Origin of the sequence: Sphingomonas sp. (assembly GCF_019749955.1) — a bacterium.
In the GTDB taxonomy this organism is placed as follows: Bacteria; Pseudomonadota; Alphaproteobacteria; order Sphingomonadales; family Sphingomonadaceae; genus Sphingomonas.
Map to the genome: position 1 here is coordinate 98,857 of NZ_JAIEPC010000014.1, position 23,551 is coordinate 122,407.

At 64.8% G+C, this 23,551-nt stretch carries 27 protein-coding genes; 12 read left to right on the forward strand and 15 right to left on the reverse strand.

Annotated features, from left to right (window positions below; genetic code table 11):
- Positions 1-24: 24 nt before the first annotated feature.
- The 6 genes from raiA to K2W81_RS04725 are packed head-to-tail and all read right to left on the reverse strand — an operon-like array spanning position 25 to position 4,134.
- Positions 25-597, reverse strand: a complete 573-nt coding sequence (gene raiA / locus K2W81_RS04700; protein ID WP_294101857.1) for a ribosome-associated translation inhibitor RaiA — start codon at positions 595-597, stop codon at positions 25-27.
- Between the two features lie 37 nt (positions 598-634).
- Positions 635-1,324 (reverse strand): DNA polymerase III subunit epsilon, encoded by a 690-nt coding sequence (gene dnaQ / locus K2W81_RS04705; protein ID WP_294101858.1) that lies wholly within the window; start codon positions 1,322-1,324, stop codon positions 635-637.
- An 8-nt stretch (positions 1,325-1,332) separates the two neighbouring features.
- The gene (coaE, locus tag K2W81_RS04710) at positions 1,333-1,926 is read right to left on the reverse strand and encodes a dephospho-CoA kinase (RefSeq protein WP_294101859.1); all 594 of its coding nucleotides are present in this window, start codon (positions 1,924-1,926) and stop codon (positions 1,333-1,335) included.
- Positions 1,923-2,729, reverse strand: coding sequence for a shikimate dehydrogenase (locus K2W81_RS04715; RefSeq protein WP_294101861.1), 807 nt, complete (start codon positions 2,727-2,729; stop codon positions 1,923-1,925). Before K2W81_RS04715 ends, coaE begins: the two co-directional genes overlap by 4 nt.
- A complete protein-coding gene (locus tag K2W81_RS04720) occupies positions 2,726-3,322 on the reverse strand; it encodes a nucleoside triphosphate pyrophosphatase (protein WP_294101862.1) in 597 nt (198 codons plus the stop codon). Before K2W81_RS04720 ends, K2W81_RS04715 begins: the two co-directional genes overlap by 4 nt.
- Positions 3,319-4,134, reverse strand: coding sequence for a pyruvate, water dikinase regulatory protein (locus tag K2W81_RS04725; RefSeq protein ID WP_294101959.1), 816 nt, complete (start codon positions 4,132-4,134; stop codon positions 3,319-3,321). Before K2W81_RS04725 ends, K2W81_RS04720 begins: the two co-directional genes overlap by 4 nt.
- A gap of 294 nt (positions 4,135-4,428) precedes the next feature.
- Between K2W81_RS04725 and hemE the strand changes: the two genes are divergently transcribed.
- The 3 genes from hemE to rho all read left to right on the forward strand — a co-directional run bounded on the left by hemE (position 4,429) and on the right by rho (position 7,339).
- A complete protein-coding gene (hemE, locus tag K2W81_RS04730; RefSeq protein ID WP_294101961.1) occupies positions 4,429-5,454 on the forward strand; it encodes a uroporphyrinogen decarboxylase in 1,026 nt (341 codons plus the stop codon).
- Between the two features lies 1 nt (position 5,455).
- Positions 5,456-5,911: a CopD family protein gene (locus K2W81_RS04735; protein ID WP_294101863.1), complete on the forward strand. Its 456-nt coding sequence runs from the start codon at positions 5,456-5,458 to the stop codon at positions 5,909-5,911.
- 171 nt (positions 5,912-6,082) lie between these two features.
- Positions 6,083-7,339 (forward strand): transcription termination factor Rho, encoded by a 1,257-nt coding sequence (rho, locus tag K2W81_RS04740; protein ID WP_294101865.1) that lies wholly within the window; start codon positions 6,083-6,085, stop codon positions 7,337-7,339.
- Positions 7,340-7,383: 44 nt separating this feature from the next.
- Here rho and K2W81_RS04745 read toward each other — a convergent pair whose 3' ends face one another.
- Positions 7,384-7,863, reverse strand: a complete 480-nt coding sequence (locus tag K2W81_RS04745) for a methylated-DNA--[protein]-cysteine S-methyltransferase (protein WP_294101866.1) — start codon at positions 7,861-7,863, stop codon at positions 7,384-7,386.
- Between the two features lie 48 nt (positions 7,864-7,911).
- On the opposite strand from K2W81_RS04745, the gene K2W81_RS04750 reads away from it, so the two are divergent.
- Genes K2W81_RS04750 through K2W81_RS04775 form a run of 6 tightly spaced genes read left to right on the forward strand, consistent with a single transcriptional unit; the run spans position 7,912 to position 13,622 of the window.
- Positions 7,912-8,142, forward strand: a complete 231-nt coding sequence (locus K2W81_RS04750; protein WP_294101867.1) for a DUF6489 family protein — start codon at positions 7,912-7,914, stop codon at positions 8,140-8,142.
- Positions 8,143-8,147: 5 nt separating this feature from the next.
- Complete coding sequence (gene mnmE / locus K2W81_RS04755) at positions 8,148-9,431, forward strand: tRNA uridine-5-carboxymethylaminomethyl(34) synthesis GTPase MnmE (RefSeq protein WP_294101868.1); 1,284 nt, start codon at positions 8,148-8,150, stop codon at positions 9,429-9,431.
- Positions 9,432-9,488: 57 nt separating this feature from the next.
- Entirely contained in the window at positions 9,489-11,324 is a 1,836-nt protein-coding gene (mnmG, locus tag K2W81_RS04760; RefSeq protein WP_294101869.1) for a tRNA uridine-5-carboxymethylaminomethyl(34) synthesis enzyme MnmG, read from the forward strand.
- Positions 11,321-11,935: a 16S rRNA (guanine(527)-N(7))-methyltransferase RsmG gene (gene rsmG, locus K2W81_RS04765; protein WP_294101870.1), complete on the forward strand. Its 615-nt coding sequence runs from the start codon at positions 11,321-11,323 to the stop codon at positions 11,933-11,935. The genes mnmG and rsmG overlap by 4 nt, the downstream gene beginning before the upstream one ends.
- Entirely contained in the window at positions 11,932-12,726 is a 795-nt protein-coding gene (locus K2W81_RS04770) for a ParA family protein (RefSeq protein ID WP_294101871.1), read from the forward strand. Before rsmG ends, K2W81_RS04770 begins: the two co-directional genes overlap by 4 nt.
- Positions 12,723-13,622: a ParB/RepB/Spo0J family partition protein gene (locus K2W81_RS04775; RefSeq protein ID WP_294101872.1), complete on the forward strand. Its 900-nt coding sequence runs from the start codon at positions 12,723-12,725 to the stop codon at positions 13,620-13,622. Before K2W81_RS04770 ends, K2W81_RS04775 begins: the two co-directional genes overlap by 4 nt.
- On the opposite strand, the gene holA is transcribed toward K2W81_RS04775, so the two are convergent.
- Genes holA through K2W81_RS04795 form a run of 4 tightly spaced genes read right to left on the reverse strand, consistent with a single transcriptional unit; the run spans position 13,619 to position 18,151 of the window.
- Complete coding sequence (gene holA / locus K2W81_RS04780; protein ID WP_294101873.1) at positions 13,619-14,638, reverse strand: DNA polymerase III subunit delta; 1,020 nt, start codon at positions 14,636-14,638, stop codon at positions 13,619-13,621. The two genes, K2W81_RS04775 and holA, sit on opposite strands and share 4 nt — an antisense overlap.
- Positions 14,635-15,135 carry an LPS assembly lipoprotein LptE gene (lptE, locus tag K2W81_RS04785; protein ID WP_294101874.1) on the reverse strand — a complete coding sequence of 167 codons (501 nt, stop codon included), beginning with the start codon at positions 15,133-15,135 and terminating at the stop codon, positions 14,635-14,637. The genes holA and lptE overlap by 4 nt, the downstream gene beginning before the upstream one ends.
- Positions 15,132-17,705, reverse strand: coding sequence for a leucine--tRNA ligase (gene leuS, locus K2W81_RS04790; protein WP_294101875.1), 2,574 nt, complete (start codon positions 17,703-17,705; stop codon positions 15,132-15,134). The genes lptE and leuS overlap by 4 nt, the downstream gene beginning before the upstream one ends.
- A gap of 11 nt (positions 17,706-17,716) precedes the next feature.
- The gene (locus tag K2W81_RS04795; protein WP_294101876.1) at positions 17,717-18,151 is read right to left on the reverse strand and encodes a DUF3576 domain-containing protein; all 435 of its coding nucleotides are present in this window, start codon (positions 18,149-18,151) and stop codon (positions 17,717-17,719) included.
- Positions 18,152-18,324: 173 nt separating this feature from the next.
- On the opposite strand from K2W81_RS04795, the gene K2W81_RS04800 reads away from it, so the two are divergent.
- Entirely contained in the window at positions 18,325-19,014 is a 690-nt protein-coding gene (locus K2W81_RS04800) for a hypothetical protein (protein ID WP_294101877.1), read from the forward strand.
- Here K2W81_RS04800 and K2W81_RS04805 read toward each other — a convergent pair.
- Positions 18,987-19,520, reverse strand: coding sequence for a thiamine phosphate synthase (locus tag K2W81_RS04805; protein WP_294101878.1), 534 nt, complete (start codon positions 19,518-19,520; stop codon positions 18,987-18,989). The two genes, K2W81_RS04800 and K2W81_RS04805, sit on opposite strands and share 28 nt — an antisense overlap.
- A gap of 61 nt (positions 19,521-19,581) precedes the next feature.
- Here K2W81_RS04805 and K2W81_RS04810 point away from each other — a divergent pair, with 61 nt between their 5' ends.
- Both K2W81_RS04810 and K2W81_RS04815 read left to right on the forward strand, forming a co-directional pair.
- Positions 19,582-20,250, forward strand: a complete 669-nt coding sequence (locus tag K2W81_RS04810; RefSeq protein WP_294101879.1) for a YggS family pyridoxal phosphate-dependent enzyme — start codon at positions 19,582-19,584, stop codon at positions 20,248-20,250.
- Entirely contained in the window at positions 20,247-20,909 is a 663-nt protein-coding gene (locus K2W81_RS04815; RefSeq protein WP_294101880.1) for an HAD family phosphatase, read from the forward strand. Before K2W81_RS04810 ends, K2W81_RS04815 begins: the two co-directional genes overlap by 4 nt.
- Here K2W81_RS04815 and ribA read toward each other — a convergent pair.
- The 3 genes from ribA to K2W81_RS04830 all read right to left on the reverse strand — a co-directional run bounded on the left by ribA (position 20,906) and on the right by K2W81_RS04830 (position 23,546).
- A complete protein-coding gene (gene ribA / locus K2W81_RS04820) occupies positions 20,906-21,979 on the reverse strand; it encodes a GTP cyclohydrolase II (protein ID WP_294101881.1) in 1,074 nt (357 codons plus the stop codon). The genes K2W81_RS04815 and ribA overlap by 4 nt on opposite strands.
- Positions 21,976-22,770 carry an exodeoxyribonuclease III gene (locus K2W81_RS04825; protein ID WP_294101882.1) on the reverse strand — a complete coding sequence of 265 codons (795 nt, stop codon included), beginning with the start codon at positions 22,768-22,770 and terminating at the stop codon, positions 21,976-21,978. Before K2W81_RS04825 ends, ribA begins: the two co-directional genes overlap by 4 nt.
- Positions 22,771-22,964: 194 nt before the next feature.
- Complete coding sequence (locus tag K2W81_RS04830; RefSeq protein WP_294101963.1) at positions 22,965-23,546, reverse strand: outer membrane lipoprotein carrier protein LolA; 582 nt, start codon at positions 23,544-23,546, stop codon at positions 22,965-22,967.
- Between the last annotated feature and the right edge of the window lie 5 nt (positions 23,547-23,551).

Sequence of the window (23,551 nt, forward strand, 5' to 3'; positions counted from 1 at the left end):
CCTATCACGCCCCGGCGGAAGCAGTCACCGTCCGCGGTCGGGTTCGACCCAGCCGATCGTGCCATCACCCCGGCGATAGACCATGTTATGGGCGCCGGTGCCGCTGTTGCGGAACAGCAGCGCGACAGTGTTGCGCAAATCGAGCATCATCACCGCGTCCGACACGGTCGCATCGGGCACATCGACGCGCGTTTCGGCGATGATCGGGGGGAAATCCTCGGGCTCCTGCTCGGGCTCGGGCTCGGCGAACAGCGTGTAGCCGGCATCGTCGAGCGCCGAATTGGCGCCATTCCCGGCGTGGCGGTCCTTCAGCCGCCGAACATAACGCCGCAGTTGTTTTTCGATCTTGTCCGCCGCGCCTTCAAAGGCATTGCGCGCTTCCATCGCCCGGTTGCTGCCCTTCAGCACCACCCCGTGCATCACATGCGCGACGATGTCGCAGGTGAAGCCGGCATCATGCGGCCCCTTGCCCATCGTCACTTGTGCCGACAGCGCGCGGGCGAAATATTTCTCGGCGATCCCCTGAAGCCGTTCGGTCACGAGCGTTCTGAGCGCGTTGCCGGTATCGACCTGATGGCCGGACAGACGGATCTCCATACTCACCTCCATAAATGGCGCAGATGCGCGGGCAGGGTTAGCCGCTTGCTCCCCAGAGCGGCTGCGTGACGGTCTTCAGAAAATCGGCATGGCGCGCGAGATCGTCGGCGTTCGGCGCGAAGTGACGGGCGGGGCGCACGACGCTCGGTGGTGGGTTGAGCGTCGCAAGCCCGATGGCGGCAGTGTCCACGTCCTCGATCAGCTCAAGCCCGATCTGGCGCCCGCCAGTCAGCTCGACATAGACTTGGGCCAGCAATTGCGCGTCGAGCAACGCGCCGTGCAAGGTGCGGTGGCTGCGATCAATGCCATAACGGGTGCAGAGAGCATCGAGCGAATGCTTGGCGCCCGGGTGGCGGCTGCGCGCGATCACCAATGTATCGACCATCCGGTCGAGCGCTACGGGCACCCGGCCACAGCGCTTCAGTTCGCCGTTGAGAAAGCCGAAATCGAAACTCGCATTATGCGCCACCAACGGGCTGTCGCCGAGAAAGTCGAGCAGCTCATCTGCATGATCGGCGAAGCGCTTTTTGTCGGCCAGAAACGCATCGGACAACCCGTGCACGGCATAGGCCTCCGCCGCCATCGAGCGTTCGGGGTTTACATAGACGTGGAAACTTGCACCGGTCGGCACGCGGTGGATGATTTCGATGCAGCCAATTTCGACCAGCCGATCTCCGCCCGAAAAGCTGAGGCCGGTGGTTTCGGTGTCGAAGACAATTTCACGCATTGGTCACATTATCCGCCTTCATACGCCAACAGGCAAGCGATCACGTTGCGCACCGCCGCGCGGGTGACATCGAGGGGTACGTCGGTGGGGATCACGAAATCCGCCCGCGCGCGCTTTTGTGCATCGGGGAGCTGACGTGCGAGAATCGCGTCGAATTTTGCCGCATGCTGGCCCGGGCGCGCGAGGACGCGCGCACGCTGAACATCGGCACTGGCTGAAACCACCGCGATCTTGTCGACATGGGCGTCGCCGCCGGTTTCGAACAGCAAGGGCACATCGAACACAATGATTGGCGCGGCCGCATGATCCGTCAGAAATGCGGCGCGCGCAGCCCCGACGGCGGGATGGACGATCGCTTCGAGTCGCTTGATCGCGGCATCGTCGTGAAACACGGTGGCCGACAGCGCCGCGCGGTCGACGCCTTGTCCGCCCGTTGTTCCCGGAAAAGCCGCCTCGATCGCGAGCAACAGCGCGCCGCCGGGTCCTTGCAGCCGGTGCACGGTGGCATCTGCGTCGAACACCGGCACACCTTCATCGGCAAACATCGCCGCCACCGTCGACTTGCCCATCCCGATCGATCCAGTGAGGCCCAATTTAATCATGCGGTCAGCAGCGCACGCAAATCGTCATCGCGGTCGCGCGGCGGGGCGGCGTCGAACAGGATTTCGAACGCAAACGCAGCTTGCCCGATCAGCATCTCAAGCCCGTCGATTGTCGCCAGCCCGCGCGCATCGGCGGCAGCGAGCAGCTCGGTTTCGAGCGGCGCATACACAATGTCGTAGACGATCGCGCCATCGGGCAGCGGCGCGAGATCGATCGTCAGCGGCGGTTGCCCGGCCATGCCGAGCGGACTGGCGTTGACGAGCAGCGCAGCTGGCGGGAGCGGTGCAGTAAGCGGCAGCACCTGCCCCTTGAGCCCAAACCGCGCGAGCAAGGCGGCGCCTTTGAGCGGACTGCGGTTGAGCAACGTCACCGGGCCGACGCCAAGCCGCGACAGCGCGAACAGAATCGCGCGGGCCGCACCGCCCGCACCGATCACCACGACCGGTTTGCCGACGAGGTCGACTTCGGCGAGCGGCGCATAAAAGCCACCGGCATCGGTGTTGGTGCCGGTCAGCACGCCGCCGTCGCCGCGAAACACCGTGTTGATCGCCCCGATCGACTCGCGCACGCCGCCGGGATCAGCGACATGGTCGAGCGCGGCAATCTTGTGCGGGATGGTGATATTGCACCCGCGCCAGTCGGGATCGTCGCGGCGCGCGGCGAAATAACCGGCGAGGCCATCAGCGTCGACACGAGCCGCGCGGTAATCGCCAGTCATGCCGAGCGCTTCCAGCCAGAAGCGGTGGATCAGCGGCGATTTCGAATGGCTTATCGGGTCGCCGATCACCTCGGCATAGGTCATGCGACCAGCACCCCGCGCGTGCGGCAATAGTCGAGCACGGGCAGCAACGGCATGCCCAATATCGTGAAATGATCGCCCTCAATCCGCTCGAACAATTGTACCCCCAGCCCTTCGATGCGGAAACAGCCGACACAGCCCGCGATTGCCGGCCATTCGGCGTCGAGATACGCCTCAAGGAAAGTGTGCGACAGCGCGCGGACATGGAGCGGCGCGGTGGCGACATGACGCCAGACCGGCCGTCCGGCCTCGGCAATGACCGCCGCACTGATCAGCATGATCGCACTGCCCGACATTGCGGTCAGGTGCGCGTGTGCCTGCGCCCGACTCTCGGGCTTGTCGAGCAACGTCCCGTCGGCGAGCACGACAATCGAATCGCTACCGAGCACCAACGCTTCGGGCTGCGCGCCCGACACCCGCACCGCTTTCAGCTCGGCAAGCCGGTCGGCAATGTCGCGCGGCGCAACATCGTCCGCCAGCATCGCTTGCTTGAACGACAGTTCGTCGATCGCGGCGGGGATGGCCGTGAAGGGAACCCCGGCGGCGTCAAGCATCGCGCGGCGCGATGTGCTTTGCGACGCGAGGATCAGCTTCACGCGCGCGCCCCGCGTTCACTGACCAGCGCGATGATTGCAGCGGCAGTTTCCTCGATCGAGCGGCGCGTGACGTCGATCACCGGCCAGCCATTATCGGCGAACATCCGCCGCGCATAAGCGACTTCGCGCGTGACCGATTCCTGGTCGACATAGGCGGTTTCAGGCGCTTGGTTGAGCGACAACAGCCGGTTGCGGCGAACCTGAATCAGCCGGTCGGCGCTGGTCGTCAGCCCGACGACCAGCGGGTGCTTGAGCGTGAACAGCGCGGGCGGCGGTTCGAGCTCGATCACAATCGGGATATTCGCGGTCTTGAACCCGCGGTTGGCGAGATAAATCGACGTCGGCGTCTTCGACGATCGCGACACACCCGCGAGGACGATATCGGCTTCTTCCCAATCCTCATGCCCGATGCCGTCATCATGGGCGATCGTGAACTGGATCGCTTCGACCCGCTCGAAATAGGCTGCGTCCAGCATGTGCTGGCGCCCTGGCCGCGCCTTGGCCCGCTGGCCGAGCATCCCCGACAGCGCATCGGTGACGGGATCGAGCGGTGCGACAGCGGGCAGACCGAGCGCGCGGCACTGCGCCTCGAGCGTGCGCCGCGTCGCGGGATTGACCAAAGTGAACAGCACCAGCCCCGGATTTTGCGTGATTTCCTGCAAAATGCGTTCGAGATGCGCTTCGCTGCGCACCATCGGCCAGAAATGACGGATCGTCTCGACATCGTCATATTGCGCGAGCGCCGCCTTGGCGATGTTTTCGAGCGTCTCGCCGGTCGAATCCGACAGGAGGTGGAGGTGGAGCCGCATCAGCGGGACGGATATGTGGAAAACATGCGCAAAAAACCTAGCGCAACTCGCCCGAGCCGCCAAGCCAGCGCGTGCTGTGGATCGATCGCCCGGCTATCCACATGCTCATCGACAGGCGGTGATTCACCCCACAGACTGTGGATAATGGGGATGCCGCCATCGACTCGCTCGCGAATCCGCGGCCTGGGGCGGTCAAGCTGTTGGCAATTGCGGGGCGGTTGCTTAAGCCCCACTGCTCACCGACCAACAATCTCAACATCCTTCTTTTAAGATTCTATAATGAAGTAAGGGAGAGCGATCTTGTCCGTACCAAAGCCTTTGCTCGCGACCTTGAAGGGCGAGCGTCATGAGCGCCGACCGATCTGGCTGATGCGTCAGGCCGGACGATACCTGCCCGAATATCGGGCGTTGCGCGCCGAAAGGGGCGGGTTTCTCGATCTGGTCAATGATAGCGATGCGGCGGCCGAAGTGACGATCCAGCCGCTCCGCCGGTTCGATTTCGATGCGGCCATCCTCTTTTCCGATATCTTGATGGTCCCCTCGGCCATGGGGCAGGATCTGCGTTTCGGGGCCGGCGAAGGGCCCGAGCTCAAACCCGCGCTGGTCGATCATGCGCTGGCGGCGCTGGAAGCGGTGCCTGAGCGGCTCGAGCCGGTTTATGCGACCGTGCGCAAGGTCGCCGCCCAGTTGGCCCCCACAACCACCTTTCTGGGCTTTGCGGGCAGCCCCTGGACGGTCGCGACCTATATGGTCGCAGGTCACGGCAGCAAGGACCAAGCCGAGACCCGCCGCTATGCCTATCGCGACCCCAAGGCTTTCGGTGAGATCATCGATGCGATTGCCGAGGTGACGGTCGAGTATCTGGTCGCGCAATTCGCCGCCGGGGTTGATGCGGTCCAGCTGTTCGATAGCTGGGCGGGGAGCCTCTCGCCGCAACAGTTTGAGGACTGGGTGATCGCGCCCAATGCCGCCATCGTCGCCAAATTGCGCGCGCGGGTGCCGCATGCGACGATTATCGGTTTCCCCAAGGGCGCCGGCGCCAAGCTGGTGGCTTATGCAACCCAAACCGGCGTCGATGCGCTGGGGCTCGACGAAACGCTAGATCCGGTCTGGGCCAATAGCGTCCTACCGCCCGAAATGCCGGTGCAGGGCAACCTCGATCCGCTCGCGCTGATCACCGGCGGTGAGACGCTCGACCGCGCGATCGACCGCGTACTCAACGCCTTCCCCGAAAGGCCGCATGTCTTCAATCTGGGCCACGGGATATTGCAGGATACCCCGATCCCGCATGTCGATGCGCTGGTGGCGAGAGTGAGGCGATAGCATGGCGGGTTGGTTGGGCAGCGCTTACCCCTGGGTGAAGACCGCGCATCTGGTGTTTGTGATTTTCTGGATGGCCGGCTTGTTCATGCTGCCGCGCTACCTCGTCTATCATCAGGAAGACGGGCTGACCGGACCACAAGCTGAACGCTGGATTGAACGCGAATCGAAGCTGCGATCAATCATCCTGGGTCCATCGCTGGTGGTGGTGTGGGTGCTCGGACTGATGCTCGCCGCGCATGTGGGGTTATTCAGTGGCGTGCCGCATCTCGGTTGGCTGCATAGCAAGCTGGTGATCGTGCTGCTGCTGAGCGGCTTCCACGGCTGGGCGGTGGGCTATTCCAAGGCGCTGGCGAAGGGGCAGGCAAAGCTCTCCGGTCGAACGCTGCGGTTGGCGAACGAAATCCCCGGCGTGTCGGTCGCGCTCATCGTGATGCTGGCGATCGTCCAGCCCTTCTGACCGCAATCTGTGGGCGCGTTGCTTGACTTGGCCGCGCCCGATGCCTAATTCTTTAACCAACCTATGCGGTGCTGATGTGCAGCGCATAGCGTATCCTCCAGCCTCGTCGTGCCCTTCTCGCCGACCGATGCGCTCCCCCGCCTGATCTGCCTCTTTCCCGGAAATCTCCCCATGCATCTCGCCGACCTGAAGAAAAAAACCCCCGCCCAGCTCGTCGAGATGGCCGAATCGCTCGGGGTCGAAAGTGCCTCGACCTTGCGCAAGCAGGATCTGATGTTCGCGATCCTGAAGGTCCAGGCGGAAAATGGCGAGCAGATCATGGGGCTGGGCACGATCGAAGTGCTGCCCGACGGGTTCGGTTTCCTGCGCTCGCCCGAAGCCAATTATCTGGCGGGACCGGACGATATCTACATCTCACCCAACCAGGTCCGCAAATTCGGGCTGCGTACGGGCGATACCGTCGAAGGCGAAATTCGCGGGCCGAAGGATGGCGAACGCTATTTCGCGCTGACCCGGCTGACGTCGGTTAACTTCGACGATCCCGAAGCGGTGCGTCACCGCGTCAATTTCGACAATCTGACGCCGCTCTATCCCGACGAGAAGCTGACGCTCGACCCCTATGACCCGACCGTCAAGGACAAGTCGGCCCGCGTTATCGACATCGTCAGCCCGCAGGGCAAAGGCCAGCGTGCGCTGATCGTGGCACCGCCGCGCGTCGGCAAGACCGTGCTGCTCCAGAATATCGCCAAGGCGATTACCGACAATCACCCTGAAGTCTTCCTGATCGTGCTGCTGATCGACGAGCGGCCCGAGGAAGTGACCGACATGCAGCGCAGCGTGAAGGGTGAAGTCATCAGCTCGACTTTCGACGAACCTGCGCAGCGCCACGTTCAAGTTGCTGAAATGGTTATTGAAAAGGCCAAGCGTCTGGTCGAGCACAAGAAGGACGTCGTGATCCTGCTCGATTCGATCACCCGGCTTGGCCGCGCCTACAACACGGTCGTGCCGTCGTCGGGCAAGGTGCTGACCGGCGGCGTCGATGCCAATGCGCTCCAGCGGCCGAAGCGCTTTTTCGGTGCCGCGCGCAATATCGAGGAAGGCGGATCGCTCTCGATCATTGCTACTGCGCTGATCGATACCGGCAGTCGGATGGACGAAGTGATCTTCGAAGAATTCAAGGGCACGGGTAACTCGGAGATCGTGCTCGATCGCAAGGTCGCCGACAAGCGCATCTTCCCCGCGCTCGATGTCGGCAAGTCGGGCACGCGCAAAGAAGAACTGCTGGTCGACAAGGCCAAGCTCTCGAAGATGTGGGTGCTGCGCCGCATCCTGATGCAGATGGGCACGATCGACGCGATGGAATTCCTGCTCGACAAGATGAAGGAATCGAAGACCAACGAGGAATTCTTCGACTCAATGAATCAGTAGGACGGGGAACCATTAGGGCGGGGAACCAGTAAGTCGGGTTCGGCTTAAGCCGTCAGCGCGGACGGCTGGTGGCGCTGTTCATGCGCCAGCAGCCAGGCCTTTGTTGTCGGGCCATCGCCTGCCGAATAGGCGCCGAGCACGCCACCCGATCCCAGGATACGGTGGCACGGCACGATAATCGGATAGGGATTGCGCGCGCAGAGCTGGCCAATCGCGCGTGGTGCTGAGCTGAGCCGACGCGCGAGTTCGCCGTAACTCATTGTCACGCCATAACCGACCGCGATCAGGCCGTCGCGAAGCGCCATGCCGCGTGGGGTGACTGGCGCCTTCAGGTTCAGCGCAAAATCCTGGCGTTCCCCGGCGAACCAGGCTTCGAGCTGATCGGCGGCGTTACGGGCCGTTTCCGATGTTCCACGTGAAACGGCGGCATCGCCGATATGAACCGAATCGATCGCTTCACCGCGCGCAATGATCGTCACCACGCCGATCGGCGTTGCGATACTGGCCTGATCGCGCGCATACATGACATATCATGGCCCGAGGATCATTTGGCCTCAAGCGGAGTTGTTGCCTTGAAAATCAATGTCGAAGTCGAATGCACGCCGGAAGAGGCACGCCGGGTGATGGGATTGCCCGATTTCACGCCGGTGCACGAAAAATACATCGCGACGCTGCTCGATTCGATGGACGGCACCCTCAAGCCCGAAATGCTCGAAGCCGTCATGCGAAGCTGGGCGCCGATGGGTGAAGCGAGCATGAAATTCTGGCAGAAACTGTTCGAGAGTGGTGGTCGCCCCGGCTGAGCGACATGGCCGACACCATCTTTGCGCTGGCGAGCGGCGCGCCGCCGGCCGCGATTGCGATCATCCGCATCAGCGGCCCGCGCGCGTTGGCCGCGGCAGCGATGCTTGCGGGTGATCTCCCTGAGCCACGGCGTGCCGGGGTGCGGTCGTTGGTCGACCCGCTGACCGGCGAGCTGCTCGATAAGGCCCTGGTGCTGATCTTCCCGGGTCCAGCGACGGCGACGGGCGAGGATCTGGTTGAGCTGCACCTGCATGGCGGGCGCGCGGTTGTCGCTGTGGTTTTGGCAGCACTTGGCCGCATGGAAGGGCTCTGCGGTGCCGAGCCGGGCGAGTTCACCCGGCGCGCGCTGATGCACGGGCGGATCGATCTCGCCGAAGCCGAAGGTCTGGGTGATTTGCTGATGGCGCAGACCGAGCGCCAGCGCCGCGCCGCTATGACCTCGGTCGAAGGTCGACTGAGCCGGTCAGTCGCGGGGTGGGCGAGTGACTTGCTGATGATTTCGGCGCAGGTTGAGGCGGCGCTGGATTTTTCCGACGAAGATGATGTCGGCGAACAGGCTGATCCGAAGATCGCGGCGGCGCTATCGGCGCTGGCCACCTCGATCGAAACCGCGCTGGCCGAGCCGCCCGTCGAACGCCTGCGTGACGGGGTGCGTGTGGTGCTCGCGGGGCCACGCAATGCCGGCAAATCGACCTTGCTCAATGCACTGGTCGGGCGCGAGGCCGCGATTGTCTCGCCAATTGCAGGCACGACCCGCGATGTGATCGAAGTGCCGGTGGTACGCTACGGCATTGCCTATGTTTTTGCCGATACCGCTGGGCTGGCTGAAGCTACCGACGATATGGTCGAAGCGATCGGCATTGCCCGCGCCAAGGAAACGGCAGCGGGCGCTGATGTTGTGCTCTGGCTGGACGATACGCCGCCCGCCGATGCCGACTCGGCCATTTGGCTCTATCCGCGCGCCGATGCGCGGGGCGCGTGCGATAATGGTGCCCGGCTGATTGTGTCGGCGCGGAACGGATTGGGGATCGACCAGCTATGGTCAGCGATCACGGGTCACGCTGAGCGTCTCTTGCCGCGCGAGGACAGTGTCGCGTTCAATGCACGGCAACGCGCCTGTTGCGCCGAATGCCACGCAGCGCTGGTGGCGGCGATCGGCACCGACGATTCTTTGATCGTTGCCGAGCAACTCCGTATCGCGCGGCGCGCCCTCGATCGCTTGCTCGGGCGCGTTGACGTTGAGGCAATGCTTGATGCGCTGTTCGGCCGCTTCTGCATCGGCAAATGATGTTCCACGTGGAACATCGCTTTGACTTGGCGGCGGCGCGCCACTAGCGACCTTCGCATGGAACAGTTCGATGTCATCGTTGTCGGCGGTGGGCATGCCGGGACCGAGGCCGCCGCGGCGGCGGCGCGGCGCGGCGCGCGCACCGCGCTGATCAGCTTTGATCCAGCCAAGATCGGCGCGATGTCGTGCAATCCGGCGATCGGGGGGCTCGGCAAGGGCCATTTGGTGCGTGAAGTCGACGCCTTCGATGGCTTGATCGCCCGCGCGACCGATGCCGCCGGCATCCATTATCGGATGCTCAACCGCAGCAAGGGCACCGCCGTGCAGGGGCCGCGCGTGCAGGCCGACCGGCGGCGCTATGCGGCTGCGATTCAGGCAATGCTTGCGGCGCAGGTGGGGCTGACGGTTGTTGCTGGTGAGGCCGCAGAACTGGCTTTTGCGGGCGACAGCTTGTCGGGCGTGATCCTCGCTGATGGTCGGATCATTGCCGGGCGCGCCGTGGTGCTGGCGACCGGCACTTTCCTCGGCGGGCGGTTGTTCTGCGGCGAAACGCGCGGCGAGGGCGGCCGGGTCGGCGAGCAGGCTGCGACACGGCTGGGCGTACAGTTGCGCGCGCTCGGGCTGCCGATTGCGCGACTGAAGACGGGGACGCCGCCGCGACTCGATGGCCGGACGATCGACTGGGCGCGGCTGGCCGAACAGCCATCGGACGCGGATGGCTGGACAATGTCGCCGATCACGACATCACGTGGGCTACCGCAGCTATTCTGCGCAATCACCCGCACCAACGCGAGAACGCACGACATCATCCGCGCGTCGCTCGATCGCTCGCCGCTCTTTACTGGGGCGATCGACGCGCAGGGGCCGCGTTATTGCCCGTCGATCGAGGACAAAATCCATCGGTTTGGTGACCGTGATGGGCATCAGATTTTTCTCGAGCCGGAGGGGCTCGACGATCCTTTGGTCTATCCCAACGGGATTTCGACCTCGCTGCCGGACGATGTCCAGGCAGCGATGATTGCGTCGATCGAGGGCCTTGAATCCGCGACGATTCTCGCTCCGGGCTATGCGGTTGAGTATGATTATGTCGATCCGCGCGCGCTCGACCCGACGCTGGGCTTGCGCGCCTGTCCCGGTCTTTATTGCGCGGGTCAGATCAACGGCACGACCGGCTATGAGGAAGCGGCGGGGCAGGGGTTGCTCGCGGGGCTGAATGCGGCGGGGCATGCGCTGGGACTTGACGCGGTGTTGCTTGATCGCGCGTCGAGCTATCTTGGCGTCATGATCGACGATCTGGTGCTCCACGGCGTCACCGAACCCTATCGCATGCTCACCGCGCGGGCGGAATATCGGCTGCAATTGCGCGCCGATAATGCCGAAACCCGGCTGGCCGACATCGCCGAGGCAGCGGGCGCGCTCGGTTCTGCGCGCCGCGCGCGCTTTGCTGGCCGGGCCGCAGCGCGTGCTGCGATCCGGGATAGGCTCGACCAACCACTCATCGCGCGCCTCCTCAATGAGCGCGGCGCAAATCTGGTAGATGATGGCGTGCGGCGGTCGGCCTATGACTGGTTGCGCTTTCCGGGCGTGACGCTGGCGCAGGTCGCGCCCGAGTTGCCCGCTCGATATGATGCCGCTCTGCTTGCCGAAATCGCCGAGGATGCACGTTACGCCCCGCATCTCGACCGGCAAGCGAACGAGATTGCGCTGTTGCGCCGCGAAGAAGCTGTGCCGCTGCCCCCGCTCGACTATGCCACGATCCCCGGTCTGTCGGCGGAGATGGTCGAGCGGCTCAGCATGGCCGCACCCCCGACGCTTGCCGCCGCAGGGCGAATCCGTGGGATCACCCCTGCCGCGCTCTCGGCAATTCTGCTGCACAGTCGGCGCGCGGCGTGACCGAGGACGACGCGCGCGCATGGGTGCGCGAGCATTTCGGTGTTCCACGTGAAACATTGGTCGCGCGCTTCGTCGACATTGTCGTCGCCGAGGCCGCGCAGCAGAATTTGGTATCGGTGGCGACGCTGCCGCACATCTGGCGTCGGCACATCGTCGATTCAGCCCAATTGATTGCGCTCGCAGGGCCAATCCGCGGCGAGTGGATCGATATCGGCAGCGGCGCGGGCTTTCCGGGGCTGGTGGTCGCGATGCTGACCGATGCACCGGTGATGCTGGTTGAGCCTCGCCGCAAGCGCGCCGACTTCCTCCGTGCCGCCGCTGCCGCGCTGGGACTCGACAATCGCGTCACCGTGCGCGCCGCGCGCGCCGAGCAGATTACCGGCCATGCAGGCGTTATCTCGGCGCGCGCGGTTGCTGCTTTACCCGAATTGCTCGCCGCAACGGTGCATTTATCCACGAGAAAGACGCGCTGGGTGCTTCCCAAAGGCAAATCGGCACGCGAAGAGGTGGCGGCGGCGCAGGTGACATGGCATGGTGTGTTCCACGTGGAACAGAGTTTGACCGACCCCGACTCCCTGATCATCCTTGCCGAGAAAGTCGCGCGCCGATGACCTGCATCACCATTGCCAACCAAAAGGGCGGCGTCGGCAAGACGACGACCGCGATCAATCTGGGCACCGCGCTCGCGGCAACCGGCAAGCGCGTGTTGCTGATCGATCTCGATCCGCAGGGCAATTGCTCGACCGGGCTCGGCATCGCCAATGCCGAGCGCGCGCATTCCTCCTATGATCTGCTGGTCGGCGATTTGGGACTCACCGATGCCGCGATGCCGACGAAGGTGCCCCGCCTCGATATCGTGCCGGCAACGGTCGACCTCTCGGGAGCCGAGATCGAGTTGGTCGAATTCGCCGAACGCACGCATCGCCTTGCGCATGCCATCGCCAAGGGGCGCGAGGCGTGGGATGTCATCCTGATCGATTGCCCGCCGTCGCTCGGGCTGCTGACGATGAACGCGATGGTTGCCGCCGATTCGCTGCTGGTGCCGCTGCAATGCGAATTTTTCGCGCTCGAAGGGTTGAGCCAGCTGCTCAACACGGTTGAGCGCATCCGCTCACGCTTCAATCCCAATCTGTCGATCATGGGCGTCGCGCTGACAATGTATGATCGCCGTAACCGTCTGACCGATCAGGTGTCCGACGATGTCCGCGCGGTGCTCGGCAAGGTTGTGTTCGACACGGTTATCCCGCGCAATGTCCGCCTTTCGGAAGCGCCGAGCCATGGCCTGCCCGCGTTGATCTATGATCATCGCTGCTCGGGTTCCGAAGCCTATATCGCGCTCGCCCGCGAGCTGATCGCGCGGCTGCCTGCCCCAACCCCCAGTCCAGCCAAAGCCGCCGCATGACCGATCCGATTCTCGACACCCCGCTCGCTACCCGCAAATCGCGCCCCGGCCTTGGCCGTGGGCTGTCGGCGCTGATGGGCGATATCGCCCGCGAAGAACCGCTCGCCCCCGGTGCAAGCCATGCGCCGGGTCTGCGGATGTTACCGGTCGGCTCGATGACGCCGCATCCCGGCCAGCCGCGCCGCCGCTTCGACGAAGCCGCGCTCGATGAGCTTGCCGCCTCGATCGCGATGCGCGGGGTGATCCAGCCGATCGTGGTGCGCCCGCATGGCGCGAGCTTCCAGATCGTTGCCGGTGAGCGTCGCTGGCGCGCCGCCCAACGCGCACGCCTTCACGAAGTTCCTGTAATCGTTCGTGATTTCGACGAAGCCGAAACGCTCGAAATCGCACTCATCGAAAATATTCAGCGCCAGGATCTCAACGCGATCGAAGAAGCACAGGCCTATGCCCGGCTGATCGGCGACTATGGCCATACCCAGGAAGCGCTCGCCAAAATCGTCCACAAATCGCGCAGCCATGTCGCCAATCTGCTGCGGCTGCTCGACCTGCCCGATGCCGTGCAGGCGCATGTCGTCGAAGGACGGCTAACGATGGGTCACGCGCGCGCGCTGATCGGTGCGGCCGATGTCGAAGCGCTCGCGGGCGAAGTCGTCGCGCGCGGGCTATCGGTCCGCGACACCGAAAAGCGCGCGCAGGCGGCCAAGCCGAATGGCGGCAGCGGCACGCGCACCGGCCCCAATGCCGATATCGTCGCGCTCGAACATCAGCTCGCCGATATGCTGGGGCTTGCCGTCAAGATCAGCTTCGGGCCCAAGGGCGGCACGCTGACGCTTGGCTATTCGACGCTCGACCAGCTCGACATGATCTGCCAGCGGCTGAGCGGCGACACGCTTTAACCCGCGCGCCGGCCGCCGCGCGCCACCGCGAGACACGCCGCCGCCGCGATCACCGTGCCGGCGGTATTGGGGGCAATCGTCGCGCGCTCGGCCTGTCGTATATGCTCGATCGACTGCGCCAGCCGTCGCGGCGACCAAGCCCGCAAGGCGCGCGCGGTTGCCGCCTTTTCCTTGAAGAACACGCGGTGGCGCTCAATCACATCGTTCACGCCGGCCCCTGCATCAACCTCACCGCGCATGTCGGCGAGCGCCATCAGCCGTCGCACCAGCCCGCGCAGCAGCGGAATCGGCGACACCCCGGCTTCGTCGAGCTTGGCGAGTTCAGCGCCGAGCAGCGCGGCATCGCCTGCGACCACGGCTTCGATCGCCCCCGAAATCTCGCTGTCGCCCAGATCGGCGCCGATCGCGTCGAGCGCCGCGTCGTCGAGCGTCCCCGGCCGATCGGGCGCCGCATCGAGATAGAGCGCGAGCTTTTCGACTTCGCGCGCGATGATGGCCCGGTCGCCCCCGGTCGCTGCGACCAGCCGGTGCGCCGCGCGGCCGGTGGTGCGCAGGCCATGCTCGGCAGCGATTGCGCTCGCGAGGCGGTCGGCGTCGGCAGCGTTGGGCAAATAACAGGCAAAACTCAGCGCCGCAGGTGATGCCAGCGCGAGCTTGAGCAATTTGCTGGTGCCCTTCAGCCCGGGTCCGATCGCGACAACAGGGTTCCCGGCGGTTTCGGCGCCGAGCAAGAGTTCAAACGCCTCAAGGCTTTCGTCACCGACGCCAGTCACGCGGATATGCCGCGCGCCGCCGAACAGCGACATTGACGCAGCCTCGGCGGCGAGCCGCCCCGGATCGGCCTTCAGCGCCGCCCCATCAAGGTCGACCCGCTCGGCCTCAGGCCCCATCGCGCGCGCAAGCCGCTGGGCATGATCGCGCGCGCCCGATTCATCGGGGCCGTGCAGCAGAACGAAGCGCGTCGCCGGACCGGGTTTGTCGAGCGCCGTGCGCAGCTGGTTTTCGTTCGCCTTCACTTGTCCGCGGGCGGCGTCGTGCGTTCGGCGTAGAGCGCAATGCGCGCGACGATCTGGCTTGCGACGATCGTCGACAGCCGCTCGAGCGCCGTATTCTCGGCGGCAATCGTCGCATATTCGGAGCCGACGACGTCAACGCCCGCGTCCGACCCCGCCGTGGCGTCGAGCAGCACCGTGCCGTTCGAAAGGTCGATCAGCTGATAGCGCGCGCGCAGCGTTCGCCGTTCACGCGTGACCGTGTCGTCGCGGCGCACGCCGAGACCGATGATCTTGTCGTCGAGCTTGATTTCGAGCCGGTAGAGCGGCGCTTCACCGCGCCCGGTGCCAAGCCGATCACGCACGGCATTGCTGACGAGATAGCCCGACTGGCCGGCGATCGGCGCGACTTCGATATGGCCAAGTGTCGTGCCAACGCGCCCGCCGCTGCCGCCGCCATAAAGCGGATGCAGCCCGCAGGCGGGGAGCAGCAGCGCCGCGAGGATCACGAGCCGCTTCATGCGACGAGATTGACGAGGCGGTCGGGCACCACGATCACTTTCCTGGGGGGCTTGCCGTCGAGCAGCCGGACGATCTTGTCGGACGCAAGCGCGGCGGCTTCAACAGTGTCACTCGGCGTCCCGCGCGGCATCGTCAGCGTGTCGCGCAGCTTGCCATTGACCTGGATCGCGATGGTGACTTCGTCCTCGATCAGCAGCGCGGGGTCGACTTCAGGCCAGGCCGCATCGGCAATCAGTCCTTCGCCGCCGCGCAATGCCCAGATTTCTTCGGCAAGGTGCGGCACCATCGGTGCGACGAGCCTAAGCAGCCCTTCGATGCCGCTGTTGCGCGAGGCGGACGGCGCGGCGCGCTCGATCGCATTGGCGAGTTCATAGATCCGCGCGACCGCCTTGTTGAACGACAGCGCCTCGATATCGCGCGCGACGCCGTCGATGGTTTGATGCAGCTTGCGGTCGAGCGCGGCGTCCTGCCCCTCGGCGACGCCCTCCCCGGGCTGCAACATCCGCCACAACCGCTGGACGAAGCGCCATGCGCCTTCGATCCCCGCTTCGCTCCACGGCAAATCGCGCTCGGGCGGCGAGTCGGACAGCATGAACCAGCGCACCGCATCGGCGCCATACTGGTCGACGATTGGCTCGGGGTCGACCGTGTTCTTCTTCGACTTCGACATCTTCTCGATGCGACCGACGGTAATTTGATCATCCGTACCCCGGACAAACAACCCCTCTGCGCGCCGCTCTACGTCATCGGGATTGACCCAGTAGGAGGCGTCGGTCGGCTTGTCGAAGTGCTCGTGGGCTTCGCCGATCTGTGAGCTGCTGTAAGTTGTTCGAGATGCGCGATACGTCTCGTGCGTCACCATCCCTTGCGTGAACAGCCCCGCAAACGGCTCGCTGACGTCAAGCCGTCCGATGTGCTTGAGCGCGCGTGTCCAGAAGCGCGCGTACAGCAAGTGCAGGATCGCATGTTCGACTCCGCCGATATATTGCGCAACCGGCAGCCACTTTTCCGCCTCGGCTCGATCGAACGGCGCGTCCTTGGGCTGGCTGGCGAAGCGGATGAAATACCAAGACGAATCGACGAAGGTGTCGAGCGTGTCGGTCTCGCGCCGCGCCGCACCGCCGCAGCTCGGGCAGGCGACATGCTTCCACGTCGGATGGCGATCAAGCGGATTGCCGGGGATGTCGAAGCTCACATCCTCGGGCAGCACCACCGGCAACTGGTCCTTGGGCACCGGCACGATGCCGCACGCGTCGCAGTGGATGATCGGGATCGGCGTCCCCCAGTAACGCTGGCGGCTCACCCCCCAGTCGCGCAGGCGGAACACGGTGCGTCCGCTGCCCCAGCCTTCGCCCTCGGCGCGCTGGATGACCGTGCGCTTGGCATCCTCAATGTCCATGCCATCGAGGAAATGCGAATTCACGATCGTGCCGGGGCCATTATAGGCCGTGTCGCCGAAGAATTCGGGGCTTTCCTCGGCGCCGTCCGACACCACGCGCTTGACAGCGAGGCCATATTTGCGCGCGAAGTCGAGATCGCGCTGGTCGTGCGCGGGCACGCCGAACACCGCGCCGCTGCCATAGTCCATCAGCACGAAATTGGCGATATAGACCGGCAACTGCCAGCTCGGATCGAGCGGATGCGTCGCGGAAATGCCGAGCCGATAGCCCAGCTTTTCCTGCGTTTCGAGCTCGGCGGCGGTCGTCCCGCCCTTGCGGCACAGCTCGATGAACGCGGCCGCTTCTGGATCGGACTCAGCCGCCGCGCGCGCAATCGGGTGGTCAGCGGCAACCGCGACAAAGCTCGCGCCGAAAATCGTGTCGGGCCGGGTCGAGAACACTTCGACCGCGCCGTCATCCGACAGCGCGAAGCTGAACGCGAGGCCTTGGCTCTTGCCGATCCAATTCTCCTGCATCAGCCGGACCTTGTCGGGCCAATGCTTGAGCTCGCCCAGGCCTTCGAGCAGTTCGTCGGCGAAATCAGTGATTTTCAGGAACCACTGGCTCAGCTTGCGCCGCTCGATCAGCGCACCCGAACGCCAGCCGCGCCCGTCGATCACTTGCTCATTGGCGAGCACGGTCATGTCGACGGGGTCCCAATTGACCGAGGATTCCTTGCGGTACACCAGCCCCGCCGCCATCAGATCGAGGAACAGCGCCTGCTCATGGCCGTAATAATCGGGTTCGCACGTCGCGAGTTCGCGCGTCCAGTCGAGGGCGAAGCCCAGCCGCTTCAACTGTGCGCGCATCGTCGCGATATTGGCGCGGGTCCAGTCGCCGGGATGGACCTTCTTTTCCATCGCGGCATTTTCGGCCGGCATGCCAAACGCGTCCCAGCCCATCGGGTGGAGCACTTCCATCCCCGTCATCCGCCGATAGCGCGCGAGCACGTCGCCCATCGTATAGTTGCGGACGTGCCCCATGTGGATGCGTCCCGACGGATAGGGAAACATCTCAAGCACATAGCTGCGCGGTTTGTTGCTGTCGCTGTCGGCGGCGAAGGTCCGGCGCTCTTCCCAGATCGCCTGCCAGGCCGCATCGGCCTTCAGCGCGTTGAAGCGCGATGCCATTTGGGCGATCCTCAGCCGGGCAGCGCAGCGCGGCGCAAGTCGCGGGCGTGGGTGAGGATGATGTCCTCCAGCTTTTGCGCGGTCGCGGCCTTCACCGGCGCGTCGATCCACTGGCCGTCGCGGTTGATCTGGCGCGACACCGCGACGCGCACCGCATCGGCGCGCAGGTCCTGGTCGAGGATCGACACCGTGACTTTCATCCGTTCGGCAGGCGCCGCCGGATTGGCGTACCAGTCAGTGACGATCACGCCGCCCGACGAGTCCGTCTGGAGCAGCGGCATGAAGCTGATCGTGTCGAGCGAGGCGCGCCACAGATAGGCATTGACGCCGATCGTGGTCACCCGGGCCGCGGCGAGATCACCCTTCGGCCGATCCTTGCCACCGCCACAGGCAGCGACGGGCAGAAGGAGCGAGAGCAGCAAAGCGGTGCGCAACCGGCGGGGCATGGGCAAAATCCTGAGCAAAACGGCGTGGCGCCACTCTATAGATAGTCCGTCGGGCGCCGCAAGCGCGCGCTTGCTGTGGGCGGAATGCAACACCATATCGATAAAAGCGTCAGACCTGTGGCGCACGCCGTTCGAATCATGTTAGGGGCGTTGGTGAAAGTGAGGATGTGATCGTGAAGCGTCGCGTCATGGCAGGAACAGTTGCAGGGGCGTTGCTCGCCGCCGCGCTTGTTGCGCCTGCGTTCGGCGCGCCCGATGCATCCTTGCGTGCCCCGCATCCCGCGCTCGCGAAGGGCTTCAGCGGCATCGACGGCTTCACGCCGGCCTTTGCTGACCGGCGGCTCGCGGCGATGGTCGGCAAGGCGCGGATCGGCGCGCGCGATTATCAATTCACGCCGGCCGAAGCGCGCCGTTCGACCGCCCCGGTCGCTTTTGCCGCCAAGACGGTTGCCCGCGCGCAGGCTGAGCCTGAAGCGGCGCCGGTTGGTACCTCGGTCAATGTCGCGCCGATTGCCTATAATCTGGGCGTGTCTGTAGGCTGGAAGAAGTTTGTCGGCACAACCGAAACGGTGCGCGCCGATCCGGTTGGCAGTGCGCGCAGCTTCGATCTGGGTGTGCCGGTCCAAACGGCGCGGTCGGCGCGGTTGCGCCCGCTTCCCGAAGCGCCCGTCGTCGGCGCCAAGCTGACCGGCGACGATCGCACCGTGTCGACTCTCGACTCGACCAACGCTTTCCGCCTCACCCGCAATGTCGACCTGACCGGCGGCTCGCGCTTCAAGTCCGAGAACTACCGCCTTGATCGCGTGCGCGATGATCGCCGCGATAGCCAGGCCGTCTATATCGGGACGGCGCTGCGCTTCTGATCTTGCGCTGCGCGGTCGCCGACCCAGCCATCAATTGCTGCCCAACCGGTAAAGCGGGTACCGCTCAGGCGACGGAACGATGGCGGGTTCATTCCCCCCAGCGCAACCGCTTTTCCGCGCGCCGCCTGCGCCAGCCGCGCTGCCCGAACGACATCGAGCGGTCGCTGATCGGCATGCGAGCGTGTCGTGAACACCGGCGAGATCAGGATTACATCTGCCCCGGCGCGTCGCCCGGCGATGACTTCGCGCAGATTATGCGCCGGCCAAGTCCTGAGTCCGCGCCCTTGTTTCAAGCTGCGGCCATGTACGCCTTGTTCGCCACGCATCGGAGTCGTCCCGGCTCGTACTAAAATCAGGCCGCGACGCCGCGCAACTCGGGCGATTTGCGCGAACAGGGCGCGTCGTTCCCCGGTCGGCAGCGAATAATGGCGGAAGATCACACCCCCGCCGCGCGGCAAGCGATCGAGCGCGGTCCATAAGCCATCGCCCAGCCGCTCATCAGTCATCAACCAAAGGCTGAGGCAATCGGGGTGGTGGCGGCGCACGCGTGTCCCTATAGCAGCGCCGATGCGCCTACCGGAACCCGCCGATCGTCTCGCCGCCATTCATGCGCGCATTGCCGCCGCTGCCGGTCTGGCAAGGCGCAACCCCGCCGAGACGCAGCTGATCGCGGTGTCGAAAACCCAGCCGCCGGAGGCAATCACACCGCTGATCGATGCTGGGCACCGCATCTTCGGCGAAAATCGTGTGCAGGAAGCGCAGGCCAAGTGGCCAGCGCTGCGCGAAGCAGCACCCGATGTCGCGCTCCATCTGATCGGTCAGCTTCAGTCAAACAAGGCCGATGATGCGGTTGCGCTGTTCGATGCGATCCATTCGGTCGACCGCCCATCGCTGGTGACGGCGCTCGCCCGCGCGATGGACAGGGCTGGGCGGCGGCCGGATTGTTTCATCCAGGTCAATATCGGCGATGAACCGCAAAAGGGCGGCGTCCCCACGGCCGATCTCGCGGCGCTGCTCGCCGAGGCGCGTGCTGCCGATTTGCCGGTGACCGGGCTGATGTGCATCCCGCCTGCCGATATCGAATCGGCACCCTATTTCGCGCTGCTGGCGAAGCTGGCGGCGGACCATGGTCTTGGCGGCCTCAGCATGGGCATGTCGGGCGATTTCGAAACAGCAGTAACGCTCGGCGCGACGCACTTCCGCGTCGGTACCGCGCTGTTCGGCGCGCGTACATGAAGGTCAAAGGCATCATCTTCGATTTCGACGGCGTGCTGATCGACAGCGAGTTCATCGGCAATCGCCATGTCGCGGAATTTCTGACCGCGGCGGGCTATCCGACCACCGCCGAGCAAGCGATGGCGCGCTTCATGGGGCTGTCGGGTGCCAATTTCATCGCTGCGATCGAACGCTGGATCGGCGGGCCGCTGCCGGCGCATTTCGCGACCGCGCGCGCCGAAGAAGATGCGCGGATCATGCGCGAGGGGATCGACGAAGTCGCTGGTGCGGTTGCCTTCGTGAGCGGCCTGCCCAACGATCTGCCGCGCGCGATTGCCTCGTCGAGCTCGACGCGGTGGATCGCCCGCCACCTCGACCATATCGGCTTGCGCACGGTGTTCGGGGAACATCTCTACAGTGGCAAGGAGCATGTCGCGCGCGGCAAACCCGCGCCCGATCTCTACTGGCACGCCGCCGAAGCGATTGGTGTGCCGATTGCCGATTGCGCGATCATCGAGGATTCGCCCGTCGGGGCGACCGGCGCAGTCGCGTCGGGCGCGTTCGTGATCGGGTTATGCGCAGGCAATCACTGCGGTCCCGATCACGAGGCAGCACTGCGCGACCTTGGCGTTACCGCCATCGCGCATGATTTTGCGGCGGTAGCGCGGCTGCTCGCCTAAAATTGATGGCCGGTGCGGTCGCGCTTGGTTGCCAGATAGCGCTCGTTGTGCGGATTGGGCGGCAGCCGGTGCGGCACGCGTTCGGACACCTGAATCCCCGCCGCTTCAAGCTGCGCGACCTTGTCGGGATTATTGGTCAGCAACCGGACGCGGTCCTGCCCGAGTAACGCCAGCATCCGCGCCGCCACTTTGAAATTGCGCGAATCGACCGCGAAACCCAGCCGCGTGTTGGCATCAACGGTATCGAACCCCTGATCCTGCAGCGCATAGGCACGCAGCTTGTTGATCAGGCCAATCCCGCGCCCTTCTTGCCGCAGATAGAGCAGGATGCCCCAGCCGTTCGCCGCAATCGCTGCAATCGCCGCATGCAACTGCGGCCCGCAATCGCATTTGAGGCTGCCGAGCACATCGCCGGTCAGGCACTCGCTGTGGAGCCGGACCAGCGGCGGCGCACCATTCGGGCTGCCGATCAGCAGCGCGACATGCTCGCCTGCCATTTCAGGGCTGCGGAAGGCGACGATCTCGGCCGATTCGGCGCCTGCGACCGGCAGGCGCGCGCGCGCGGCAATCACCAGCCGGGTCGCGTCTTCATGCGCTTCGATATCGGCGGGGCTGATGCGAACCTCCGAATCGCCCCCGCGAATCACGAAAAAGGCCGGCAGCATCCCCGCGAGCGTCGCCAGCTTGAGCGCCCAGCGTGCGCCGTTCGGATCATCGATGTCGATCGCGCGGTACGGCCCTTTGAGCGGGGTCAGCAAATCGAGCTGGGGATCGGCGAGCGCGGTCGCTGCGTCGAAATCGAGCCACGGCACGCGCTCGATCAGCACGGGGCAATCGGGCGCGGCCGCCGGGCGTTGGTTGACAAGCTTCAACGTTGCCGCACGCCCGGCGGAGAGCAGCACCGGTGCCACGCCCGCAGGATCAAATGCCGCCAGCCGCGGTGCATCGGCGGTCTCGATCGGCAGCAGCGCGAGCGGACCCGCTGCGGTTTCGAGCTGGACGGGCCAACCACGGCGCAGCGCATCGATCGCCTGGGCAGCACGGCGCGGTTCGGCAGCGACGTCGCTCAAAGCGCGAACTCGGTGAGCAGCGGGATATGGTCGGACGGCTTGATCCAGCTCCGGCAGCTCTCAAACACGTCGTGCCGCGTCGCCGCCGCCGCGACATCGGGACTGGCCCACATATGGTCGAGCCGCCGTCCGCGATCGGACGCGAGCCAATCCTTCGCGCGGTAGCTCCACCAGGTGTAGAGCCGGTCCGGTGGCGGCACGAATTTTCGCCCGAGGTCGACCCAGTCGTTCGATGCCTGCAAGCCGGCGAGCGCTTCGACTTCGATTGGCGTGTGGCTGACCACATCCAGCAACGCCTTATGGCTCCAAACGTCCGATTCGAGTGGGGCGATATTGAAATCGCCTACCAGCAAGGTCGGCCCATCGAGCGATTCGGACCAGCGCGTCATCCGTTCAAGGAAATCGAGCTTCTGCCCGAATTTGGGATTGGCCTCGCGATCGGGCACGTCGCCGCCAGCGGGGACATAAACATTTTCGAGCCGGAGCCCGTTGGGCAACCGCACGCCGATGTGGCGCGCTTCCTGATTTGCCTGCCAGTCGAATCGGTCGTCTTCGACGAGCGGCAGTTTCGAGACGATCGCGACGCCGTGGTGCATTCGTTGGCCGTGCAGCACGATGTGGCGATAGCCCAGCGCATGAAAGGTCGCCGCCGGAAACTCGGTATCAATCGTTTTGGTTTCCTGCAAGCACAGCACATCGGGGGCCGCCTCACGCAGGAATTGCTCGACGATTGCGATGCGGAATCGCACCGAGTTGATGTTCCAGGAAGCGATGCGGATCGTGTCGGCCATGGCGCGATGTAAGCCCCACCGCCTGACAGGGAAAGGCCCTCGTCCCGGGGGCATGGAACGAGGGCCGACCTAGCGTTCGTCACGCAGGCAGAACGGTACTTAGGGGTAACAGGGGGAAAACCCGATGCACCGTTCGCAGTTACTGTTTTAGCGACGCAAAGCTGTCGCCAATATGAACGGTTTTCGGCGCAACATTAATTCCGGCGAACGTTGCGCGTCGGCTCGTTAAAGCGAAACGCGTTGTCGGCGATCGCGATGTTGAATTTCTGATTCGCCAGCCGCACCAAGGTACGGTTGTTTTGCGCGTCAAGCGCGACCCAGCCCTGCAACATCAGCCCGCCGGGCGCGCCGCTCGTCCGCGCGAAGATCATCGTGATCTTGCCATATTCGGGATGCTTGGGGTCATTGGCTTCGACCGAAATGACGCGGGGGTCGCCGCCGGGGATGACCTTGGCGAAACGGGTCGCATCTTTTGTAGGATCGAGCAGCACACCGAGCGGCGCATTGGCAATCGGCCAACGTTGCTTCTGGCCAACCTGATAGTCGAGGAACCAGAGGGACTTGCCGTCAGCAACGACCAATATCGGCACGCCCTTTTCATATTGGAAGCGGATCTTGCCGGGCTTCTTGAGCGTCAGCACGCCGCTCAGGCTTTTGCCCGTGCGGTCGGTCTGGACGAAATCGGCGGTCATCGACTCGACCGCCGCCAGATGCGCCTTCACCAGCGGCAACCCATCGGTCGGCGTGGCGGCGGCGACCAAGGGCGCGGCGAGCATGGCAA